At 67.0% G+C, this 20601-nt stretch carries 22 protein-coding genes; 11 read left to right on the forward strand and 11 right to left on the reverse strand.

The window, feature by feature from the left end; translation table 11 throughout:
* Nucleotide 1 precedes the first annotated feature (1 nt).
* Nucleotides 2-967, forward strand: a complete 966-nt coding sequence (locus tag AC3WTE_RS03065) for an SDR family NAD(P)-dependent oxidoreductase (protein WP_492435565.1) — start codon at nt 2-4, stop codon at nt 965-967.
* Nucleotides 967-1965, forward strand: a complete 999-nt coding sequence (locus AC3WTE_RS03070) for an NAD-dependent epimerase/dehydratase family protein (protein ID WP_492436260.1) — start codon at nt 967-969, stop codon at nt 1963-1965. The genes AC3WTE_RS03065 and AC3WTE_RS03070 overlap by 1 nt, the downstream gene beginning before the upstream one ends.
* On the opposite strand, the gene AC3WTE_RS03075 is transcribed toward AC3WTE_RS03070, so the two are convergent.
* From AC3WTE_RS03075 to AC3WTE_RS03110, 8 genes are all read right to left on the reverse strand, one after another.
* The gene (locus AC3WTE_RS03075; protein ID WP_492435567.1) at nt 1953-2375 is read right to left on the reverse strand and encodes a nuclear transport factor 2 family protein; all 423 of its coding nucleotides are present in this window, start codon (nt 2373-2375) and stop codon (nt 1953-1955) included. The genes AC3WTE_RS03070 and AC3WTE_RS03075 overlap by 13 nt on opposite strands.
* A 73-nt stretch (nt 2376-2448) precedes the next feature.
* Nucleotides 2449-3579 (reverse strand): NDMA-dependent alcohol dehydrogenase, encoded by a 1131-nt coding sequence (locus AC3WTE_RS03080; RefSeq protein WP_492435569.1) that lies wholly within the window; start codon nt 3577-3579, stop codon nt 2449-2451.
* A gap of 95 nt (nt 3580-3674) precedes the next feature.
* Entirely contained in the window at nt 3675-4238 is a 564-nt protein-coding gene (locus tag AC3WTE_RS03085; protein ID WP_492435571.1) for a nuclear transport factor 2-like protein, read from the reverse strand.
* A gap of 17 nt (nt 4239-4255) precedes the next feature.
* The gene (locus AC3WTE_RS03090) at nt 4256-4462 is read right to left on the reverse strand and encodes a ferredoxin (RefSeq protein WP_492435573.1); all 207 of its coding nucleotides are present in this window, start codon (nt 4460-4462) and stop codon (nt 4256-4258) included.
* A gap of 1 nt (nt 4463) precedes the next feature.
* Nucleotides 4464-5816, reverse strand: a complete 1353-nt coding sequence (locus tag AC3WTE_RS03095) for a cytochrome P450 (protein WP_492435574.1) — start codon at nt 5814-5816, stop codon at nt 4464-4466.
* Nucleotides 5813-6667 (reverse strand): SDR family oxidoreductase, encoded by an 855-nt coding sequence (locus AC3WTE_RS03100; protein WP_492435576.1) that lies wholly within the window; start codon nt 6665-6667, stop codon nt 5813-5815. The genes AC3WTE_RS03095 and AC3WTE_RS03100 overlap by 4 nt, the downstream gene beginning before the upstream one ends.
* Before the next feature lie 53 nt (nt 6668-6720).
* A complete protein-coding gene (locus AC3WTE_RS03105; protein WP_492435578.1) occupies nt 6721-7950 on the reverse strand; it encodes a cytochrome P450 in 1230 nt (409 codons plus the stop codon).
* Nucleotides 7947-8552: a TetR/AcrR family transcriptional regulator gene (locus AC3WTE_RS03110; protein WP_492435580.1), complete on the reverse strand. Its 606-nt coding sequence runs from the start codon at nt 8550-8552 to the stop codon at nt 7947-7949. The genes AC3WTE_RS03105 and AC3WTE_RS03110 overlap by 4 nt, the downstream gene beginning before the upstream one ends.
* Before the next feature lie 210 nt (nt 8553-8762).
* Here AC3WTE_RS03110 and AC3WTE_RS03115 point away from each other — a divergent pair, with 210 nt between their 5' ends.
* The 5 genes from AC3WTE_RS03115 to AC3WTE_RS03135 are packed head-to-tail and all read left to right on the forward strand — an operon-like array spanning nt 8763 to nt 13546.
* Nucleotides 8763-10232: an aldehyde dehydrogenase gene (locus AC3WTE_RS03115; RefSeq protein WP_492435582.1), complete on the forward strand. Its 1470-nt coding sequence runs from the start codon at nt 8763-8765 to the stop codon at nt 10230-10232.
* Nucleotides 10233-10283: 51 nt separating this feature from the next.
* The gene (locus AC3WTE_RS03120; RefSeq protein WP_492435584.1) at nt 10284-11036 is read left to right on the forward strand and encodes an SDR family oxidoreductase; all 753 of its coding nucleotides are present in this window, start codon (nt 10284-10286) and stop codon (nt 11034-11036) included.
* Nucleotides 11033-11887, forward strand: a complete 855-nt coding sequence (locus tag AC3WTE_RS03125) for an NAD(P)-dependent oxidoreductase (protein ID WP_492435586.1) — start codon at nt 11033-11035, stop codon at nt 11885-11887. Before AC3WTE_RS03120 ends, AC3WTE_RS03125 begins: the two co-directional genes overlap by 4 nt.
* Nucleotides 11887-12330 (forward strand): carboxymuconolactone decarboxylase family protein, encoded by a 444-nt coding sequence (locus AC3WTE_RS03130; protein WP_492435588.1) that lies wholly within the window; start codon nt 11887-11889, stop codon nt 12328-12330. Before AC3WTE_RS03125 ends, AC3WTE_RS03130 begins: the two co-directional genes overlap by 1 nt.
* A complete protein-coding gene (locus tag AC3WTE_RS03135; RefSeq protein ID WP_492435589.1) occupies nt 12320-13546 on the forward strand; it encodes a hypothetical protein in 1227 nt (408 codons plus the stop codon). Before AC3WTE_RS03130 ends, AC3WTE_RS03135 begins: the two co-directional genes overlap by 11 nt.
* 6 nt (nt 13547-13552) lie before the next feature.
* Here the strand turns inward: AC3WTE_RS03135 and AC3WTE_RS03140 are convergent, their stop codons facing one another.
* A complete protein-coding gene (locus AC3WTE_RS03140; RefSeq protein ID WP_492435590.1) occupies nt 13553-14044 on the reverse strand; it encodes an EspA/EspE family type VII secretion system effector in 492 nt (163 codons plus the stop codon).
* Between the two features lie 73 nt (nt 14045-14117).
* Between AC3WTE_RS03140 and purD the strand changes: the two genes are divergently transcribed.
* Nucleotides 14118-15386, forward strand: a complete 1269-nt coding sequence (gene purD / locus AC3WTE_RS03145) for a phosphoribosylamine--glycine ligase (protein WP_492435591.1) — start codon at nt 14118-14120, stop codon at nt 15384-15386.
* A gap of 15 nt (nt 15387-15401) precedes the next feature.
* On the opposite strand, the gene AC3WTE_RS03150 is transcribed toward purD, so the two are convergent.
* The gene (locus tag AC3WTE_RS03150) at nt 15402-16307 is read right to left on the reverse strand and encodes an alpha/beta hydrolase (RefSeq protein ID WP_492436262.1); all 906 of its coding nucleotides are present in this window, start codon (nt 16305-16307) and stop codon (nt 15402-15404) included.
* A gap of 85 nt (nt 16308-16392) precedes the next feature.
* Here AC3WTE_RS03150 and AC3WTE_RS03155 point away from each other — a divergent pair, with 85 nt between their 5' ends.
* The 3 genes from AC3WTE_RS03155 to AC3WTE_RS03165 are packed head-to-tail and all read left to right on the forward strand — an operon-like array spanning nt 16393 to nt 19664.
* The gene (locus AC3WTE_RS03155; RefSeq protein ID WP_492436264.1) at nt 16393-17007 is read left to right on the forward strand and encodes a TetR/AcrR family transcriptional regulator; all 615 of its coding nucleotides are present in this window, start codon (nt 16393-16395) and stop codon (nt 17005-17007) included.
* Between the two features lie 24 nt (nt 17008-17031).
* Complete coding sequence (purB, locus tag AC3WTE_RS03160; protein WP_492435592.1) at nt 17032-18450, forward strand: adenylosuccinate lyase; 1419 nt, start codon at nt 17032-17034, stop codon at nt 18448-18450.
* Nucleotides 18447-19664: a cytochrome P450 gene (locus AC3WTE_RS03165; RefSeq protein WP_492435593.1), complete on the forward strand. Its 1218-nt coding sequence runs from the start codon at nt 18447-18449 to the stop codon at nt 19662-19664. The genes purB and AC3WTE_RS03165 overlap by 4 nt, the downstream gene beginning before the upstream one ends.
* Before the next feature lie 45 nt (nt 19665-19709).
* On the opposite strand, the gene AC3WTE_RS03170 is transcribed toward AC3WTE_RS03165, so the two are convergent.
* Nucleotides 19710-20576 (reverse strand): cyclopropane mycolic acid synthase family methyltransferase, encoded by an 867-nt coding sequence (locus tag AC3WTE_RS03170; RefSeq protein WP_492435595.1) that lies wholly within the window; start codon nt 20574-20576, stop codon nt 19710-19712.
* Between the last annotated feature and the right edge of the window lie 25 nt (nt 20577-20601).

Below are 20601 nucleotides of genomic sequence, written 5' to 3' on the forward strand. Positions count from 1 at the left end.
GATGGCCACACGAAGTCTGCTGCTGACCGGTGCCACCTCCGGGCTGGGGCTCGGATTGGCGCGACGGGTCGTGGGAACGCCGGGTTGGCACTGCGTGCTGCCCGTGCGCAACGCCAAGCGTGGCGAGGAACTCAAGGCCCTACTCGGCGACCGCGCGGCCGGTGGCACGACCCACATCGTGGTGTGTGATCAGGGCAGTCAGGAGAGCGTGCGTCGCGCCGCGGGAGAGATCGCGCGCCTCGTCGCGGACGGCGTCATCCCGCCGCTGAGCACCGTCGTGCTCAATGCCGCGGTCCTGCGCAACGACGCCCGGGAGCTCAGCGTCGACGGCATCGAATTGACCGTCGCCACCAACCTTTTCGGCCCGCATGCGCTGCTGGCGCGCATCAGTCCGCAGCTCGATGAGCAGGCGCGCATCATGATCGTCGGCTCACCGACCATCCGCCAGACGCTGTTCCAGCGCCTGGCGCGGGTGAAGACGGCGGAATGGAAGCCGCTCGCCGAGCAGTGCCTGCCCAGCGATGACGGTGTCCAGGCATACGCGCGCACCAAACTCGGATTGTTCTACCTCGCGCGCGCCGCCGGGCGGCTGGTGCCGGCCGGCATGTCCGCGGCGTACTTCGATCCGGGCGTGATGCCGGGCACGAACATCTTGCGCGAACGCGGGCAATTCAGTCAGGTCTACTGGCGACGCGTGCTGCCGTACATCGCGTGGACGTTCGGTGGCGTCACCGTCGGACGCGGCGCGCGGTCCATGTCACCGTATGTGCTGCATCGGAAGTCGATGGGGGACAGCGGTTTCCTGTCGGTCAAGTGGGGAAAACGCGCTCCGGACGTCGACCCGGCACGGGTGCACGAGTACTTCGTGGCGGCCAACGACATCACCGGGGTCGGTGAGTCCGATGCCGCGCCGTGGTGGTCGCAGTCGGACCGCCTGCTCGGCCGGCCGGTCGGGCCGCGGGCCTGATGACGCCGCGCAGGTCGCTGGTCATGGGGGCCAGTGGCTTCCTCGGCTCGCATGTGACGCGTCAGCTTGTCGAGCGCGGCGACGACGTCCGGGTCCTGCTGCGAGAGAGCAGCTCGACAAAGGGCATCGACGATCTGGACGTCGAGCCGTGCTACGGAGACATCTTCGACGACGCGGCGGTACGAGTCGCGATGGCCGGCCGGGACGTCGTCTTCTACTGCGTCGTCGACGCCCGGGCCATGCTGCCGGACCCGGCGCCGTTGTTCCGGACCAATGTCGACGGCCTGCGCCAGGTGCTCGATATCGCCGTCGCTGCCGACCTCGACAAGTTCGTCTTCGTCAGCACCATCTGCACCATCGCCGTGAGCGGCGACGGGTCTGTGGTCACCGAGGACACCCCGTTCAACTGGGCGGACAAGGGTGGCGACTACGTCCGATCGCGCCGTGCCGCAGAACAACTCGTGCTGGACGCGGTGACCGGACGAGGATTGCCCGCCGTGGCGATGTGTGTGTCGAACACCTACGGTCCGCGGGATTGGCAGCCGACGCCGCACGGTGAGATCGTGGCGCGCGCCGCGGCCGGCCGGATGCCGTTCTACGCCGCCGATGCGGCTGCGGAAGTAGTCGGTATCGAGGACGCCGCCCGTGCGCTGCTGTTGGCGGCCGAGCACGGCCGCGTCGGGCAGCGGTACATCATTTCAGAGAGCTACCTCCCGTTGCGCACCATCCTGGCAACCGCTGCCGACGAAACCGGCGTGCGGCCACCACGATTCGGTGTCCCGAAGGCCGTGATGTACGCGGGTGCCTATGCCTCGCTGCCGCTCCGCGCGGTGCGCCCGGGCAAGATACCGCCGCTGCTGACGATCACGCGGCTGCTGCACCTGACGTCGCCGGCGGACAACAGCAAGGCGCGGCGGGAGCTGGGCTGGGAACCGGAGCCGACGGTGAACGCCATTCGCCGAGCGGCCCGGTTCTACGTCGACAATCAGTTGGCCTGATCGGCCGGCTGCTCGAACTTCATGGCCTCGAGGTTCCAGTAGCCCCGCAGGTTGGTGATCAGTCCCTCGCCGTTGACCTTGTAGGTGAAGACACCGCGGACACTGGCCACGAAGCCGTTCGGAAACTCGGTACGCAGCACCAGGATGTAGGCGATCTCGTCCGATGAGCTGGACGGGAACGTCTCCTCGCACGTGACCGTCAACTGGTTGGGCCCGATGTTGGTGTCATAGAAGGCGGCCAGCGCCTCCTTGCCCTTCACGCCGGTGCCGTCCGGATTGGTGACGGCCTCGCCGATCGGGTCCTCGACGACGATGTCGTCGGCCATCAGTGCCAGCCAGCCCGCCCGGTCGTGGCTCTGGACGCAGCGCCACGACGATTGTGACGCGGTGACAACGGGATTCTCGGACAAGCGTTTTCCTCCTGCAAACAACGCCGAGTCGGCCTGGGAGGTGCCCCCCCAGGCCGACTCGGCGGAAGTGGGCTCAGCGGTCGGCGTCGGTGTACCGGATGACACCGCGGATGTTGCGGCCCTCCAGCATGTCCTGGTAGCCCTCGTTGATCTGCTCCAGCTTGTACTGCCGGGTGACCATGTCATCGAGGTTGAGGCGGCCGGCCTTGTACATCGCCAGCAGCGACGGGATGTCGTGGTGCGGGTTGCCGCCGCCGAAGATGGTGCCCTGCAGGCGCTTCTGCATCAGCGTCAGCATCGCCAGGTTCAGCTTGACGTCCAGGCTGGCCATGTTCGCGACCGCCGTCACGACGCACGTGCCGCCCTTGCTGGTGATGTTGAGGTAGTTGTCGATGTCCTCGCCGTGCAGCTCACCGACGGTGACGATGGTCTTGGTGGCCATGCGACCCTCGGTGACCTCGGCGACGCCGGCCATGGCGCTGAAGATGTCCGGGTAGGCGTGCGTGGCGCCGAACTTCAGGGCATTGTCACGCTTGAACTCAACAGGATCCACGACGAACACGTTGCGGGCGCCGGCGTTGAGCGCACCCTGCAGCGCGCCGGTGCCGACACCGCCGACGCCGACGATGCAGACATCGTCCCCGGGGCGCACGTCGCCGCTGCGGACCGCTGAGCCGTAGCCCGTGGTGACGCCGCAACCGACCAGGCAGGCGACCTCGAACGGGATGGACGGGTCGATCTTCACCACAGAGCTCTTGTGGACCACCATGTACGGGCTGAACGTGCCCAGCAGTGTCATCGGGATGACGGGCGTGCCGTCGGCGGCGTGCACGCGATTGGTGCCGTCGGAAACCGCGGTGCCGGTCAACAGGTACATGCCCAGGTCGCACAGGTTGCGCATGCCGGCCTGACACGACGGACACTCACCGCACGACGGGATGAACGACAGTACGACGTGGTCGCCGACAGCGAGATGGTCCACACCCGGGCCGACCTCGACCACGATGCCGGCGCCCTCGTGGCCGCCGAGGACCGGGAATCCGGCCATCGGGATGTCACCCGTCACCAGGTGGTGGTCGGAGTGGCACATGCCCGAGGCTTCCATCTGGATCTTGACCTCGTCCTTGACGGGGTCGCCGATCTCGATCTCCTCGATCGACCACGGCTGGTTGAACTCCCAGATGAGAGCACCTTTTGTCTTCATTGCACGTGCCTTCCACTAGAACCTGTTCCAGTCAGACTAGAGGGAATAGTTACGTTCGTCACACCCCACCCCCCAACCAACTGCTTGGCCGGTTTTCACCAGATCGGGACGGGGGCCTTGCCCAACGGGTAGTAGCCCGGCAGCTGCTCGCCGGCCAGGCTGCGCTGGATGCGCTGCTGCATGCCCTTGGACAACTTGCCCGCGGTCATCAGGTCCAGATAGAGCTTCTGCACGTGGCCGAAGTCGAAGAAGTCGCGCTGCCAGGCGATCTTGGGTTCACCGTCGACGTTCTCCAGCCGGAACCAGCTGCCGCCGATGCCGTAGATCTCCCGTTCGGGGGCCGACGCGTCGTCCGGATCAGTCACGATCTGCTTCCAGAAACCGACGACCTCGCCCTGTTTGTCGTCGATCACGACCCGCTGGTACGGGTACTTCCAGCCCTCGAGGCCCTCCATCTCCAAGCCCAGGGCGATGTCGCGAATTTCGGACTTACCGAGGCACATCACGTCCTCCTTGGGGCCGATGTTCCAGCCGTAGGTGGCGTCGTCGGTGTAGAAGTCGGCCATGGGCTTCCAGTCACCGGCTGCCTCGGCATCACGGTTGACCTGCAGCCACCGCTCGACCCACTCTTCGAGTTGTGCGCGGGGGAATGACGTCATTGTCTTGTCCTTTGTTTTCAGCTGGTTTCGCGAATGAACAGGGCTTGGGTAGGGCACTCGGCGACGGCGCGCTCGATCTCGTCGCGCGCTTCGTCGGGCGGCGTCTCGTCGAGAATCTCGACGGTGCCGCGCTTGGGGACGTTGAAGTAGTCCGGGGCTTCCAGGGCACACATGGCGTGGCCCTGGCATAGGTCGCGGTCGACTTCAACGCGATAGCTGCCCATGTCAGGCGCGCTTCCGGTAGCGGACGGTGGCGGGCCGCGCCAGTTGGACGACCATCTTCGAGTGGTCGTTCTGATAACTCTCCGGCGACTGGGCCATCTCGAACTCATACTCGCGAAGGAGAACCGAGAAGATCGCCTTGATCTGCATCTGCGCGAAGGCCGCTCCCACGCAGCGGTGCTTGCCGGCGCCGAACGGAATCCAGGTCCACCGGTTGAGGAGGTCTTCCTGGCGCGGCTTCTCGTAGCGGTTGGGGTTGAAGGCGTCGGGGTCCGGGAAATCCTCGGGAATCCGGTTGGAGATCGCCGGGGAGGCGGCCACCATCTGGCCCTTGTGGATGGGGTGCCCGGCGACCTCGAACTCGTCCTGCGCCACGCGCATCAGGATGATCAGCGGCGGGTGCAGGCGCAGGGTCTCCTTGAGCGCGTTGTCGAGATTCGGAATCTGGCGCAGCGCATGGAAACTCACCTCCTGGCCGTCGGCGTAGAGGTCGTCGAGCTCCTGCTGGACCTGGGCGTAGAAGTCCGGGTGGCGCAGCAGTTCGATGAGCGTCCACGACGACGTACCCGAACTGGTGTGGTGCCCGGCGAACATCAGCGAGATGAACATGCCGGTGACTTCGTTGGCGCTGAAGCGGTGGTTGCCCTCTTCGTCCTTGATCGAGACGAGGACGTCGAGCAGGTCGCGGTCGCTCTTGTCGGTGGGCGGATTGGCAATTCGGCCGTTCATGACCTCCTGCACCAGGTCCACCAGGTTGGCCCGGGCCTCGTCGCGGATGCGGAAGCTCTCGATGGGCAGGTAGGGGTCGACGTAGCACAGTGGATCGGTGCCGCGCTCGAGTAGGTGGTAGTAGTTCGCGAACCGCGAGTCGAGCTGGTTGCGGAACTTGGGGCCGATCAGGCAGGCCGTCGAGGTATAGATGGTGAGCTCGGAGAAGAACTCCAGCAGGTCGATTTCGCCGGAGTCGCCCCAGTTTTCGGTCATCCGCCGGACTTCGCGCTCGATGGTGGCGGCATGACCCTTCATCTGCTCGCCGCGGAGCGCGGTGTTGTGCAGCATCTCGGCGCGACGCTCGGGGTCGGCATCGAACACCACGCCCTCACCGAAGATCGGGGTCATGAACGGATAGGCCTCGGCCTGGTTGAGTTCGCTGTCACTGGAGCGGAAGAAGAACTCGTTGGCTTCGGCCCCGGTCAGCAGCACCACCTGCTTGTCCGCGAGCTGGAACCAGCCGACATCGCCACACTCGTCGCGGACGCGTTGCATCAGTCCGATCGGATCGGTGCGGAATTCCTCCAGGTGGCCATGCTCCTCGGCGCCACCGGAAACCCGTTGTACCTCTTTGGTAATGGTCATTGACGGGTCTCCTCTTTGCTCCTCGCGTCCGCGGGCATCCCTTCTTCGCCGAGAGCGAGCGATTGGCGTTCCTTGGCTTCGGCCAGCGGTGCTTCGGGCTGAAGTTCCATGTTGGCGATGAATCCGCCGCGCGGGGTCTCGGCGACGAAGGTGATGGCGCGGGCCAGGTCGGCCGCGCGCAGGAAGTAACTGTGCCGGGCCTGGCCCCACTTGGCCCAATCTTCAAGGGCCGGACCGATTTTCTCGGCCGGCAGGCTCCAGCCCATCGACGTCATGGTCGGGCCGGGGTGCACCACCGAGGCGCGCACGCCGGTGCCTTCGAGCTCCATCTGCAAGTTGGTCACCATCGCGACCAGACCCGCCTTCGCGGCGCCGTAGGCGCCCATGTGCGGGCGCTGGCGCAGCGCGACGTCGGACCCGACGAAGATCAGGTCGCCGCGCCGGCGTTCCACCATGCCATCGAGGACGGCGCGGGCCATCCGGTTGGCGCCGACCAGGTGAATCTGCAGCTGCTGGGCGAACTCGTCGGTGCTCATCTCGTGCAGCCGGCCGAAGTTCGTGTCGCCGGCGCCCGTGACCAGGACCTCGATGTCGCCGAGTACCGCGGCGGCCTTGGCGACGAAGTTCTCGACCGACGCGGTGTCGGTGACGTCGAGCGGCAGCGCAATCGCCTCTCCGCCTTCGGCTTTGATCTGGTCGACGAGTTCCTGGCACTTCTCCACCCGGCGGGCGCCGAGGGCGACCGGGAAGCCGTGGGCGGCGAGTGCGGTCGCCGTCGCGGCTCCGATGCCCGAGGAGGCGCCGGCCACGATGGCGGGCCTGCGGGCGGGGTGTGGTTCAAAACGGGCCATTCAGCGTGCCTCAATCTGGTTGGGGTTTCAGCGGTGGGCTACCGCCATGGGCTTCAGCGGTGGGACACCGCAATCGGGAGATGCGCGAATCCGCGGACGCTGCTCGAGTGGACGCGGACGGAGTTGTCCTCGTCGACCTCGTAGCTGCGGATACGCTTGAACAATTCGGTGAGGGCGACCCGGGCTTCCATTCGAGCCAGGTGGGCGCCCAGGCAGAAGTGGGCGCCACTGCCGAAACTCACGAGCTTCGAACCGATGTCGCGGCCGATGCGGTATTCGTCGGGCTGGTCGAACACCCGCTCGTCGCGGTTGGCCGAACCGGCCAGCAGCACCAGCACCTCACCGGCCGGGACGGTGGTGCCGTAGAACTCGAGATCTTCGACGACGGCCCGGGCCAGCAGCTGGCTGGAGGTGTCGTAGCGCAGCGTCTCCTCGATCCACGGCGAGATCAGCTCGTGGTCGTCGAAGACGGGGGCCAGCTGGTCGGGGTTCTTGTATCCCCAATACGCCGCATTGGCAAGCAGTTTCGTGGTGGTCTCGTTACCGGCGATGACCATCAGGAACAGGAAGGCCATGATCTCGTCATCGGTGAGCTTGTCGCCGTCGATCTCGGCCTCCACCAGCGCCGAGGTGAGATCGTCGGACAGACTCTTGCGGCGCTGCTTGACCATGTCGGCGTAATACATCAGCAGCTCACCCGATGCGGCAATGGCGGACGCCGGGACGTCGGCCGTCCCTTCTTCGCGGTGCATCACACCGTCGGCCAGGGCACGGATGCGAACCCGGTCCACGTCGGGAACGCCCATCAGCTCACTGATGACGTCCATGGGCAGCTTGCCCGCGAAGTCGTCGACGTAGTCAAAGCTGTCCTGCTGCAACGCCTCGTCGAGATGCTGGACGGCGATCTCGGTGACCCGGCCCTCCAGCTCGCGGATGCGCCGCGGCGTGAAGCCCTTGGACACCAGGGTGCGCAGCCGCAGGTGCGCCGGATCATCAAGGGCCAGAAAGGACATCACGCGGTGGGCTTCGTCGTTACGTGAGATCGGATCCAGTGAGACGCCGTGCTTGTTCGACAGGGCCGTGCTGTTGCGGAAACCTCGCAGCACATCCTCGTGCCGGGACAGCGCCCAGAAGTTGAGCTTGTCGTTCCGGTAGATCGGCGCTTCGTCCCGCAGCCGCCGGTAGTACGGATACGGATCCTCGTGGAAGTCGTAGCTGTACGGATCGATCAGCAGCTCCACTTGCCGGGGCGAGCGAAGCGACGGGGATGTGTTGGCTGTCATGCGTTGTCTCCCAAGATAAGTCCGACGACATACGACAGTCGGTCAGCGATCTGGTGGTAGGTGTAGACGCCGCTGCCGGCGTTGACGAGCGCGCCGAAGTACGTCATCTCCAGGGCCGACAGCAGTCGGGGATCGGCATCGGGACCGACGGCCGAGCGGATGCGACGATGGATCTCACCACCGATGCGGTCACGCACCTTGCGGACGGTTTCGTCGTCGCCGGACAACAGGGCTGTTGTGCAGGCGGCTGCGACGCCGGGCTCGTCGGCCACGACCAGTGCAAGGCTGCGCAGTGCCTGTTCGACGCGGCTGGCCATCGACTGGTTGACGTCGGTGAAGTACGGCACCTGTCGAACCATGTCCAGGTACACCTCGGCGATGAGGTGGTTCTTGGACGAGAAGTAGGTGTAGGCGGTCGCCGGTGCCACCTTGGCGCGCGCGGCAACGGCGCGCACCGTCAGGTCGGCATAGGACGACTCCCGGAGCATCTCGCGGCCGGCGGCGAGAACCTTCTGGAAGGTCTCCTCCTGGCGGCGGTTACGCGGCTGGTCGTCCGCTTCTTGGCCCGTATCTGTGACTGCGGCCACTGCATCGCTGGACACATGTCCAAGTTAGCCGATGGCGCGTTAAGGAAGCAAGGTGGTGGCCTAAATAACCAGTTAAATCGGCATTTACGCCGATATCAGCAGCGCCGGTCTCGCGGGACCCTTGCTACTCCGCGGCCGGTGAGGTTATGGTTCGACTGAACATTGTCGGACAGCTGTCCAATCAAAATCACATTGCTGGACTTCGTCCAGTGGGCAGGAGTGCAGATGGCCTTGTTGGGTGATCGCGAAAGCCGCCTTCTCATCGACGGAAAATTGGTACCGGGGTCGCGCGGTACGTTCCCGACCGTCAATCCCGCGACCGAGGAAGTCCTCGGCGTGGCTGCCGATGCCACGGTGGGGGACATGGCCGACGCCATCGACGGCGCGCGGCGCGCCTTCGACGAGACCGACTGGTCCACCAATGTCGAACTGCGGGTGCGCTGCCTGCGGCAGCTGCAGCAGGCCATGCGTGACCATGCCGACGAACTGCGTGAGCTGACCATCTCGGAGGTCGGTGCACCCCGGATGCTCACCGCCGGAGCACACTTGGACGGGCCGATCGAAGACCTGAGCTTCGCTGCCGACACCGCGGAGAGCTACCAGTGGACCACCGATCTGGGACACGCCACCCCGCAGGGGATTCCGACCAACCGGACCATTGCGCGCGAGGCCGTCGGCGTCGTCGGCGCGATCACGCCGTGGAACTTCCCGCACCAGATCAATCTGGCCAAGGTCGGGCCGGCACTGGCGGCGGGCAACACCCTGATCCTCAAGCCCGCACCGGACACCCCGTGGGCCGCTGCGGTGCTGGGCCAACTGATCACCGAGCACACGGACTTCCCGGCGGGTGTCGTCAACATCGTCACGTCCCGTGACCACGGCGTCGGTGCCATGTTGTCGAAACACCCTGACGTGGACATGGTTTCGTTCACCGGGTCGACCGTCACCGGCCGCGCCGTGATGACCGACGCCGCGGCCACCATCAAGAAGGTGTTCCTGGAACTCGGTGGGAAGTCGGCGTTCCTGGTACTGGACGACGCCGACGTGGCGGGCGCCTGTGCGATGGCCGCGTTCACGGCATCGATGCACGCCGGCCAGGGTTGCGCGATCACGACGCGACTGGTGGTGCCGCGGGCCCGCTACGACGAGGCGGTCGCGGCTGCGGCCGGGACGATGGGCGGCATCAAGCCCGGCGATCCGTCCAGCCCGCGGACCGTCTGTGGCCCCGTGATCTCGGCGCGCCAGCGCGACCGGGTGCAGAGCTACCTCGACCTCGCGATCGAGGAGGGTGGCACGTTCGCCTGCGGTGGCGGCCGTCCTGCGGACCGTGACACCGGATTCTTCATCGAACCGACCGTCATTGCCGGACTGGATAATTCGGCGCGCGTCGCCCGCGAGGAGATCTTCGGGCCGGTGCTCACCGTCATCGCCCACGACGGCGACGACGACGCCGTCCGCATCGCCAACGACTCGCCGTACGGCCTGTCCGGCACGGTGTTCTCGGCCGACCCGCAGCGTGCGGCGGGCGTGGCAGCCCGGCTGCGCGTCGGCACCGTCAACGTCAACGGTGGCGTCTGGTACTCCGCCGACGCGCCGTTCGGCGGCTACAAGCAGTCCGGCAACGGCCGGGAGATGGGCGTCGCCGGGTTCGAGGAGTACCTGGAGACCAAGTGCATCGCCACGCTGGCCACCTAGCCGCCGGCACACCAAAACCTTTGGCTCACAAGAATTAGACGAGAGGACATCATGGGCAGGTTCGAGAACAAGGTCGGCATCGTGACCGGGGCCGGCGGCGGCATCGGTCAGGTCTACGCCGAGGCACTGGCCCGCGAAGGCGCCGCCGTGGTCATCGCCGACATCAATGTCGAAGGCGCGGAGAAGGTTGCCGCCGGCATCAAGGCCGAAGGCGGCAAGGCCCTGGCCGTACGCGTCGACGTCTCCGACATCGATTCGGCCAATGACATGGCGGCGCAAGCCGTGGCCGAGTTCGGCGGCATCGACTACCTGGTGAACAACGCCGCGATCTTCGGTGGCATGAAACTCGACGGCCTGCTGACCGTGGACTGGGACTACTACCGCAAGTTCATGAGCGTCAACCTCGACGGTGCGCTGGTGTGTACCCGCGCGGTTTTTCCGCACATGGAGAAGCGCGGCGGCGGGTCGATCGTCAACCAGTCCTCCACGGCAGCATGGGTTTACGCCAATTTCTACGGTTTGGCGAAGGTCGGGATCAACGGCCTGACGCAGCAACTCTCCCGTGAGCTGGGGTGGCGCAACATCCGCATCAACGCGATCGCGCCGGGACCCATCGACACCGAGGCCAACCGCACCACCACCCCGCAGGCCATCGTGAAGCAGATTGTGCAGACCCTGCCGCTGGCGCGGATGGGCACCCCGGAAGACCTCGCCGGCATGTGCCTGTTCCTGCTGTCCGACGAGGCCAGCTGGATCACCGGGCAGATCTTCAATGTCGACGGCGGACAGATCATCCGGTCATGAGTTCTGACGTGACACTGGGGTATATCGGTCTCGGCAATCAGGGCGCGCCGATGGCCAAGCGCTTGGCCGAATGGCCGGGCGGGCTCATCGTTTTCGACATGCGTGCCGAGGCCATGGCGCCGTTCGCGGAACTGGGCGCCACGGTGGCCGACAGCGTCGCGGAGGTGGCCAAGGCTGACGTGATCAGCGTGACCGTGCTCAACGACGAGCAGGTCCGGGACGTCGTGGCACAGTTGGCCCAACACGCCGAGCCCGGCACGGTGATCGCGATCCACTCCACGATCGAGCCGACGACGGCGGTCGAGCTGGCCGAGCAACTGCGGCCCAAGGGGATTCACATCGTCGACGCACCGGTGAGCGGTGGTGCCGGGGCCGCGAGCAAGGGCGAACTGGCCGTCATGGTCGGGGCCGACGACGAGGCCTACGACAAGGTGAAGCCCGTCTTCAAACAGTGGGCGTCGTTGGTGGTGCGCGCCGGCGAACCGGGCGCGGGCACCAAGATGAAGCTGGCCCGGAACATGCTGACCTTCATCGGTTTTGCCGCCGCGTGCGAGGCGCAGAAGCTGGCCGAGGCCTCCGGCATCGACCTGCAGAAGCTGGGCCGTGTCGTGCGGCACAGCGATGCGCAGTCCGGCGGCCCCGGTGCGATCATGGCGCGCGACGACACCAAGCCGCTGGCCCCCGACCACTTTCTCTACAACATGTTCGTCCACACCCGGGGGCTGGCGGAGAAGGACCTCACGCTGGCCCTCGGATTGGGTTCTGCTGTGGGAGTCGAGCTTCCGCTTGCCGAGCTGGCATTGGCCAACCTCGCCGAGGGCCTCGGCGTACCGCATTCGAAGGAGTCATGATGGACGAGTTGCGCGCCAAAGGCCTGGCGAAGATGAACGAGGTCTACGGCTGGGAGATGCCCAACATCGAGGGTGACCCGTACTTCGACCTCACCGTGGACCACCTGTTCGGCACCATCTGGAGCAAGCCCGGATTGAGCATGCGGGAAAAGCGGCTGATGACGTTCACGTGCGTCACGGCCGTCGGCTCGCAAGATCTGGCCGAGATTCAGATCAACGCCGCCTTGCTCAACGACGAGTTCACCGAGGCCGAGCTCAAGGACATCGGCATCTTCCTCACGCAGTACCTCGGCTTCCCGCTCGGTTCGGCGTTCAACGGCGCCGTGTCCAAGGTGGTGGCCCGGCGGCGCAAAGCAGCCGAGAAGGGGCTCGCCGAGGACCGCAAGGCGAACGTCAACGCCGCGGTCAAGATGACCACCGGGAGCGAGCTCGATGACAAGTAGGTACGCGTCGCTGTCGCGGGCGCAGCTCGCGGCCCTGGTGCCGGAGCTGCTGTTGATCGGCCAGCTCATCGACCGCGCCGGAATGGCCTGGTGCATCGTCGAATTCGGTCGTGAAGAGATGCTGCAGGTCGCCATCGAGGAGTGGGCCGGGTCCAGCCCGCTCTACACCAAGCGGATGCAGAAGGCGCTGAAATACGAAGGCGTGGACGTCATCACGATCTTCAAGGGGCTGCAGCTCGACATCGGTGCGCCGCCGCAGTTCATGGATTTCCGGTACACCGTGCACGACCGCTGGCACGGCGAGTTCCACCTGGACCACTGCGGCGCGCTCATGGACGTCGAGCCCATGGGCCCCGACTACGTGCGCGGCATGTGCCACGACATCGAGGACCCGACGTTCGACGCGACGGCGCTGGCCACCAACCGGCGCTGCCAGGTGCGGCCCATCCACCGGCCGCCGCGGGTGCCGGCGGACCGGACGCCGGCCTGCGCCTGGACCGTCATCATCGATGAGTCGTATCCCGAGGTCGGATTCATCCCGCAGCTCGACATCATCGGCGCGACCAATGCGTACCGGTGCGAGCTCGACGACATCGATCCCGCGGACGAGGGGCTGGCCGACTACTCCGGCCCGCTGGTGAGCGACGTCGACTTCTGGGCCTTCTCGCACTCGGCGCTGGTGCGTATCGCCGATGAGGTGTGTCTGCAGATGCACCTGCTGGTGTTGTCGTTCGCACTGGCCGTCCGGGCGCGCTGCAACGGCGATGTAGAGAAGGAACGGTCGATCCGGACGAAGTCGCTGATCGGTATCTCCGGGGTCGCGGCCGGCCGCATCCAGCAGGTGCTGGGATTGTCGAACGACGCTGCCGGCGCGCTGCGGGTGCTGGAGCTGCATCCGCTTCTCAACCCGGCCGCGTATGTGTCCGTTGATGTTTCGGGCGAAGAGGCGCATGTGCACCCGTCACCCGCGCACGAGGACGGCGCCTGGATCGCGCTGATCTCCCCGGAATCCGATCTACCGCTGCAGGCCATCGCAACGGCCGTCAACCCGCTGCTGCGCGCAGAAGTCTCCGGCGACGCGAGCGACTGGACCGTGCGGTTCATCGAAACCGACACCCCGGCAAAGGAACTCGGCGAGGTCTCGGTGTGCAAGGTGAGCAGCGGAGCGGCGTGGGTCTTCGAGGATCGCAAGTCCCTGCCGTTGACGGTGGTCTAGCGCCGCTCAGAAGTCGTCGAACTCGCTGTCGAGACTCTGAATCCGTCCGGCGACCCCCGACAGGTCGGTGTGGGAGCGCGCGATGATGTCGGCGACGTCGCCGCTGGCCTTGCCGATCGCGGCCCACAGCGCGTGGTCGGCGGCGGCAGTCGGGGTCTTCTTGGCTTCGTCGGCGAGGTCGGTCACCCAGTGCTTGAGCGCGTCGAGTTCGCGGCGCCCGCCGTTGACCACGTCCGCCGACCGCTCGAGCTCGTCGCCCAGGCGTTTGTCGAGGTCAGCCATCCGGCCGAGGGCCTGGGCGTGCCTGTCGTTGGCCTCGGCGTAGCGGTCGGCCGCCGCGCCGCTCCAGTGCGATCCCGGACCTGCCGCCTTGACCTGGTCCTGCAACCCGCGCAGCTCGGCACTCTTGTCGAACTCGGTGCGGTCATGCGGAACGCCTTCACCGAAAGTAGCGCGAGCCCGTTCCCACATCAGCAGGAAGGCATCCAGCGGTTCCACCGGTGCAGACCTCCTCGCGTGCGTCGGGCCCGTCCAGTTTAGGACGGGCCCGCCTGGAGATTAGGGTGTGGCTGTGCGCGTCCTCGTGATCGGCTCTGGTGCCCGTGAACATGCCCTGCTGCTCGCCCTGAGCCGCGACCCCCAGGTGGACTACCTGGCCGTCGCTCCCGGCAATGCCGGTACCTCCGCCGTCGCTGAGCAGCACGACGTCGACATCACTGCCGCCGACGAGGTCGTGGCGCTGGCCAAGAAGCTGGCCGCCGACCTCGTCGTGATCGGCCCCGAGGTGCCGCTGGTGCTCGGCGTGGCCGACGCCCTGCGCGCGGCCGGCATCGCCTGCTTCGGACCGAGTAAGGACGCCGCGCGCATCGAAGGCTCGAAGGCGTTCGCCAAAGACGTCATGGCCGCCGCCGGGGTTCGCACCGCGACCAGCGAGATCGTCGACAACCCCGCACACCTCGACGCCGCACTGGACCGCTTCGGACCGCCCGCCGGCCAGCAGGCATGGGTCGTCAAGGATGACGGTCTGGCCGCAGGCAAGGGCGTCGTCGTCTCGGCCGACCGGGATGCCGCTCGCGCGCACGCCGCCGAACTGCTCGAGTCCGGCCACCCGGTGCTGCTCGAGTCTTTCCTCGACGGACCTGAGGTGTCGCTGTTCTGCGTCGTCGACGGCGAGACCGTGGTGCCGTTACTGCCCGCCCAGGACTTCAAGCGCGTCGGCGACAACGACAGCGGCCCCAACACCGGCGGCATGGGCGCCTACACGCCACTGCCGTGGCTGCCCGCCGCGGTTGTCGACCAGATCGTCAACGAGGTCGTCAAACCCGTTGCCGCCGAACTGGTTCGGCGTGACAGCGCGTTCTCCGGGCTGCTGTACGCCGGCCTGGCCATCACCTCGAAGGGGCCGGCTGTCGTCGAATTCAACTGCCGCTTCGGTGATCCCGAGACGCAGGCCGTGCTGGCGCTGCTGGAGACCCCGCTGGGCGCGCTGCTGAACGCCGCCGCGACCGGCACGCTGGGTACGTTCGGTGCGCTGCAGTGGAAAGACGGCTCGGCGGTGACGGTCGTGGTGGCCGCCGAGAACTACCCGGGCCGCCCCCGCGTCGGGGATGTGATCACCGGATCGGAGACCGCCGGCGTGCTGCATGCGGGCACCACCCGCCGCGACGACGGCAGCGTCGTCTCCTCCGGCGGCCGCGTGCTGTCGGTGGTCGGCACCGGCGCGGACCTGGCCGCCGCGCGGGCCGAGGCCTACCGAATCATCGAGTCGATTCGGTTGCCGGGCAGCCACTTCCGGACCGACATCGGCCTCGCCGCCGCCGAAGGCCGCATCTCGCTCTAACCGGGATTTGCGCAATCACTGGACGAGCAGGGGTGCCAGCCACGAGATCTCGGCCGGCAGCTGCGAACTCCAGAACGACCCGTCGTGCCCGCCGGGGGAGAACCCGCCGGCGGCGCCGTTCGGCAGCTGGGCGATGAACTGCTTGGTGGCCGAGTAGAACGGGTCGCTGTCGCCGCAGTCGATCCGGATCGGGATGCCGGCCAGCCCGGGCAGACCCCACACTGAATTGGCCGCGTAGTCGGCTGCGCCGTCGAAGGCGCCCGGAGCCGTCGCGCCCGACGACGTCCACAGCGCGGGGCTGACGGCGCAGATCGCCGCCGTCCGGGCCGCCCCGAGCCGGCCGCCGAGCAGCAGCGCGCCGTACCCGCCCATCGACCAGCCGAGGAAACCCACGCGCGAAGTGTCGAGGCCCTGTGAGGACAGCATCGGGATCAGCTCGTCGAGCACCATCGCGCCTGAATCCTCACCGGATGCCCGCTTGTGCCAGTAGCCGCCACCGCCGTCGACGGCGACCACCGCGAACGGCGGCAGGCCCGCGGCTACGGCCTGCGCGAGCCCCTGTTCGACGCCGCCGGCCATGACCGTCGCGGCGTCGCTGCCCTTCCCGTGCAGCGCGATCACGGGGCGCAGCGGCGCCGTCTGGCCGGGCGGGCGGGCGATGGCCCAGTTGGTGGAGATACCGCCGCGGGCCTGTGAGACGAACGAACCGGCCACGTAGGTGGGTGCGGGTTCCTGTGCCTGCGGGGCCAGCGGCGGTGGCGCGAGAGGCGATCCGACGCTCGTCATGGTCACCGGCGTTGTGGTGACCATCGGGCGGTTGAACGTCGACCCCAACGCGAACGCGCCGGCGGCCCCTGCAGCGGCGCCGGCTCCGAGACGGAGGACGGCACGTCGGGTCAGCTCTGCCATGGCCGCCATCATGCCATCGGCATTTCTGAGCATTGCCTAATGGATTACGTGAAATCGTGATCGCCGCGAGACCATTCCTGGCAGCATTTACAGGGTGATGACAGCAGTGACCCCAAAGGGGGAAAGACGGCGGTATGCGCTGGTCAGCGCCGCCGCCGAGCTGCTGTGTGAGGGCGGGTTCGACGCCGTCCGGCACCGCGCGGTGGCGCAGCGGGCCGGGCTGCCGCTGGCCTCCACCACGTACTACTTCTCGTCCCTCGACGACCTCATCGAAAAGGCCGTCGAGCACGTCGGAGAATCCGAATCGCAGCAGCTGCGCCTTCGGGTCGCGACGCTGTCGCGGCGCCGCCGCGGGGCGGACGCGACGGCGGATCTGCTGGTCGATCTGCTGGTCGGCGACGGTAACCGGGCATCTGACCAGCTGATCTCCCGCTACGAGCGGTACATCGCCTGTGCCCGCCAGCCCGGGCTGCGCGACGTGCAGCGACGCATCCTCAAGCAGCGGTCCGACGCTGTCATCGAGGTGGTGGAGCGGTCCGGGCGCTCGGTGCGGGCCGAACTGCTGACGGCCCTGGTCTGCGCGGTGGACGGGGCAGTGGTGGCCTCGATGGTGAGCGATGGTGACGGCCCCCGGGCGACGGCCCGGGCCACCCTCGTGGACGTCATCGACGTCTTGGCCCCCTTCGACCAAGAACGCCGGGTCGCCCTATAAGCGGGCTTAGTAGGCTGTAGCTCCGTGAGCATCCCCAACGTGCTGGCCAATCGTTACGCCAGCGACGAGATGGTGGCCATCTGGTCGCCGGAGAACAAGATCGTCGCCGAACGCCGGCTCTGGCTGGCCGTGCTGCGCGCGCAGTCCGAGCTGGGTGTGTCGGTGCCCGACGGGGTGCTGGCCGACTACGAGCGCGTGCTGGAGCAGGTGGACCTGGCGTCCATCGCCGCGCGCGAGCGCGTGACCCGGCACGACGTCAAGGCGCGCATCGAAGAGTTCAACGCGCTCGCCGGCCACGAGCACGTCCACAAGGGCATGACGAGCCGCGACCTCACCGAGAACGTCGAGCAACTGCAGATCCGGCAGTCGCTGGAACTGGTGTTCGCGCACGGCGTCGCCGTGGTGGCGCGGCTCGCCGAACGCGCCGCGCTGTACCGCGACCTGGTGATGGCCGGCCGGTCGCACAACGTGGCGGCGCAGGCCACCACGCTGGGCAAGCGGTTCGCCTCGGCTGCCGAAGAGACGCTGATCGCGCTGACCCGGCTCCGCGAGCTGATCGACCGGTACCCGCTGCGTGGCATCAAGGGTCCGATGGGGACAGCGCAGGACATGCTGGACCTGTTCGGTGGCGACGGCTCGCGGCTGGCCGACCTGGAGCGCCGAGTTGCCGAATTCTTGGGCTTCACCGAGGTTTTCACCTCCGTCGGCCAGGTTTACCCACGGTCGCTGGACCACGACGTGCTGTCCGCGCTGGTGCAGCTGGGCGCCGGACCGTCGTCGTTCGCGCACACCATCCGGCTGATGGCCGGCCACGAACTGGCCACCGAGGGCTTCGCGCCGGGGCAGGTCGGCTCGTCGGCCATGCCCCACAAGATGAACACCCGGTCGTGTGAACGCGTCAACGGCCTGCAGGTCGTCCTGCGCGGCTACGGCTCCATGGCCGCGGAACTCGCTGGGGCGCAATGGAATGAAGGCGACGTCTTCTGTTCGGTGGTGCGCCGGGTCGCGCTGCCGGACGCGTTCTTCGCGATCGACGGCCAGACCGAGACGTTCCTGACGGTGCTCGACGAGTTCGGCGCCTACCCGGCAGTGATCCAGCGGGAGCTGGACCGCTACCTGCCGTTCCTGGCGACCACCCGCATCCTGATGGCCGCGGTGCGTGCCGGCGTCGGCCGCGAGACCGCGCACGAGGTCATCAAGGAACACGCCGTCGCCGTGGCGCTGGCGATGCGCGAAAAGGGTCTGGAGCCAGACCTTCTGGACCGGCTGGCCGGCGATCCGCGCCTTCCGCTGGACCGTGTCGAGCTCGACGCGGCGCTGGCCGACAAGCAGGCTTTCAGCGGTGCCGCCGGCGATCAGGTCGACGCGGTCGTGGCTGCGGTGGACCGGTTGGTCGCGCAGTACCCGGAGGCGGCCCAGTACACCTCGGGCGCCATCCTGTGACCCTGGCGGGGAGCTTGGCCGGGGTCGACCTGACCGACCTCGACAACTTCGCGTCGGGCTTCCCGCACGAGCTGTTCACGCGGCACCGCGTCGAAGCTCCGGTGTACTGGCATGAGCCGACCGAGAACACCCCGGACGGCGAGGGTTTCTGGTCGGTCGCCACCCATGCGGAAACCCTTGCGGTGCTGCGTGATCCAGTGACGTACTCGTCGGTGACAGGCGGATCCCGGCCGTTCGGCGGGACGCTGATCCAGGACCTGTCCATCGCCGGCCAGGTGCTCAACATGATGGACGACCCGCGGCACGCGGAAATCCGGCGGCTGGTGTCGTCGGGGCTGACGCCGCGGATGATCGCGCGGGTCGAGGACGACCTCCGGGTGCGCAGCCAGGCGCTGCTGGACGCGGTTGTGCCGTCACAGCCTTTTGATTTCCTGGTCGACATCGCCGCCGAGCTGCCGATGCAGATGATCTGCATCCTGATGGGTATCCCTGAGTCGCAACGGCATTGGCTGTTCGAGGCCATCGAGCCGAGCTTCGACTTCGGCGGCTCGCGCACGGCTGCCATCACCCGGTTGTCCGTGGAGGAAGCCGGATCCCGGATGTACAACTTCGGCATGGAGCTGATCGCCGCGAAGCGGGCGGAGCCCACTGACGACATGCTGTCGGTGGTCGCCAACGCCGACGGTGTGTCCGACCTCGAGGTCTACCTGTTCTTCAACCTGCTGTTCAGCGCCGGCGCCGAAACGACCCGTAATTCGGTCGCCGGCGGCCTGTTGGCATTGTGCGAGAACCCATCTCAGCTGGCGTTGCTGCGCTCGGACCTGTCGCTGCTGCCCTCGGCGATCGAGGAGATGGTGCGCTGGACGTCGCCGTCACCGTCGAAGCGTCGCACCGCCACGCGCACTGTTGAGCTGGGTGGATGCACCATCGAGGCGGGGCAGAAGGTGGTCGTCTGGGAAGGGTCGGCCAACCGCGACGAGCGGGTGTTCACCGATCCCATGACCTTCGACGTGACCCGGAAACCCAACCCGCACTTGGGCTTCGGGCAGGGTCTGCACTACTGTCTGGGCGCCAACCTGGCCCGGCTGGAGCTGCGGGTGCTGTTCGAGGAACTGCTGACCCGGTTCCCGGACATCCAGGTTGTCGAGCCACCGGAATGGACGCGGAGCAACCGCCACACCGGGCTTCGGCACCTGATGGTCTCGTTGTCGTGATTTGTGCACGATTCGGTGCGGTCAGCGACCCGAATCGGGCACAAATCACGACTTTTCGAGCGTGAACTGGTTGATGTCGACCTGGCCGAGCCGGAAACCCTTTGCGCAGCCGGTCAAATACTTCATGTACCGGTCGTAGACCTCCACGGATTGCATCGCTATGGCCTCGTCGCGGTGCGCTTGCAGTGCTTCGGCCCACAGGTCCAGCGTTCGTGCGTAGTGGGGCTGCAGTGATTGCACCCGGGTCACGGTGAACCCGGCTTCGCCGGCACGCTGTTGCACCATCTCGGTTGTCGGCAGTCGTCCGCCCGGAAAGATCTCGGTCGTGATGAACTTGATGAACCGGGCCAACTCGAAAGTCAGCGGTATGCCAAGTTCTTTGGCGTTCCGCGGGTCGAAGCCGCAGATGGTGTGCAGCAGCATGACGCCGTCGGCCGGAAGGGCGTCGTAGGCCATCTGGAAGAACGCCGGATAGCGATCGTGGCCGAAGTGTTCGAACGCGCCGATGGACACGATCCGGTCGACAGGTTCGCGGAACTGCTCCCAACCCTCCAGCAGCACGCGGCGCGAGCGTGTCGTCTCCAACCCGCCCAGCAGGTGCTCTACGTGCGTGGCCTGGTTCTTGGACAGCGTCAGCCCGACGACGTCCACGTCGTACTTCTCGATCGCGCGCCGCATGGTGGCGCCCCAGCCGCAGCCGATATCGAGCACTGTCATCCCCGGCGTCAGGCCCAGCTTGCCCAGCGCCAGGTCGATCTTCGCCATCTGTGCTTGTTCCAGCGTCATGTCGTCACGCTCGAAATATGCACAGCTATACGTCTGGCTGGGATCCAGGAACAGCCGGAAGAAATCATCCGAGAGGTCGTAGTGCGCTTGGACATCCGCAAAATGCGGTTTGAGTTGTTCTGCCATGGCTTCCTCTCCTGGCGACGGCCGG

The sequence above is a fragment of the Mycobacterium sp. FW102-FHT13B02 genome (assembly GCF_058790275.1).

Excerpts from the sequence above, each read along its gene's own strand:
- AC3WTE_RS03105 (WP_492435578.1), bottom strand. The coding sequence starts at position 7,950 with ATGACAGCCAACACATCCCCGTCGCTTCGCTCGCCCCGGCAAGTGGAG.
- AC3WTE_RS03080 (WP_492435569.1), bottom strand. The coding sequence starts at position 3,579 with ATGAAGACAAAAGGTGCTCTCATCTGGGAGTTCAACCAGCCGTGGTCG.
- AC3WTE_RS03150 (WP_492436262.1), bottom strand. The coding sequence starts at position 16,307 with ATGATGGCGGCCATGGCAGAGCTGACCCGACGTGCCGTCCTCCGTCTC.
- AC3WTE_RS03115 (WP_492435582.1), top strand. The coding sequence starts at position 8,763 with ATGGCCTTGTTGGGTGATCGCGAAAGCCGCCTTCTCATCGACGGAAAA.
- AC3WTE_RS03100 (WP_492435576.1), bottom strand. The coding sequence starts at position 6,667 with ATGGCCCGTTTTGAACCACACCCCGCCCGCAGGCCCGCCATCGTGGCC.
- AC3WTE_RS03085 (WP_492435571.1), bottom strand. The coding sequence starts at position 4,238 with ATGACGTCATTCCCCCGCGCACAACTCGAAGAGTGGGTCGAGCGGTGG.
- AC3WTE_RS03065 (WP_492435565.1), top strand. The coding sequence starts at position 2 with ATGGCCACACGAAGTCTGCTGCTGACCGGTGCCACCTCCGGGCTGGGG.
- AC3WTE_RS03170 (WP_492435595.1), bottom strand. The coding sequence starts at position 20,576 with ATGGCAGAACAACTCAAACCGCATTTTGCGGATGTCCAAGCGCACTAC.
- AC3WTE_RS03135 (WP_492435589.1), top strand. The coding sequence starts at position 12,320 with ATGACAAGTAGGTACGCGTCGCTGTCGCGGGCGCAGCTCGCGGCCCTG.
- AC3WTE_RS03125 (WP_492435586.1), top strand. The coding sequence starts at position 11,033 with ATGAGTTCTGACGTGACACTGGGGTATATCGGTCTCGGCAATCAGGGC.
- AC3WTE_RS03090 (WP_492435573.1), bottom strand. The coding sequence starts at position 4,462 with ATGGGCAGCTATCGCGTTGAAGTCGACCGCGACCTATGCCAGGGCCAC.
- AC3WTE_RS03130 (WP_492435588.1), top strand. The coding sequence starts at position 11,887 with ATGGACGAGTTGCGCGCCAAAGGCCTGGCGAAGATGAACGAGGTCTAC.
- AC3WTE_RS03095 (WP_492435574.1), bottom strand. The coding sequence starts at position 5,816 with ATGACCATTACCAAAGAGGTACAACGGGTTTCCGGTGGCGCCGAGGAG.
- AC3WTE_RS03155 (WP_492436264.1), top strand. The coding sequence starts at position 16,393 with ATGACAGCAGTGACCCCAAAGGGGGAAAGACGGCGGTATGCGCTGGTC.
- AC3WTE_RS03070 (WP_492436260.1), top strand. The coding sequence starts at position 967 with ATGACGCCGCGCAGGTCGCTGGTCATGGGGGCCAGTGGCTTCCTCGGC.
- AC3WTE_RS03120 (WP_492435584.1), top strand. The coding sequence starts at position 10,284 with ATGGGCAGGTTCGAGAACAAGGTCGGCATCGTGACCGGGGCCGGCGGC.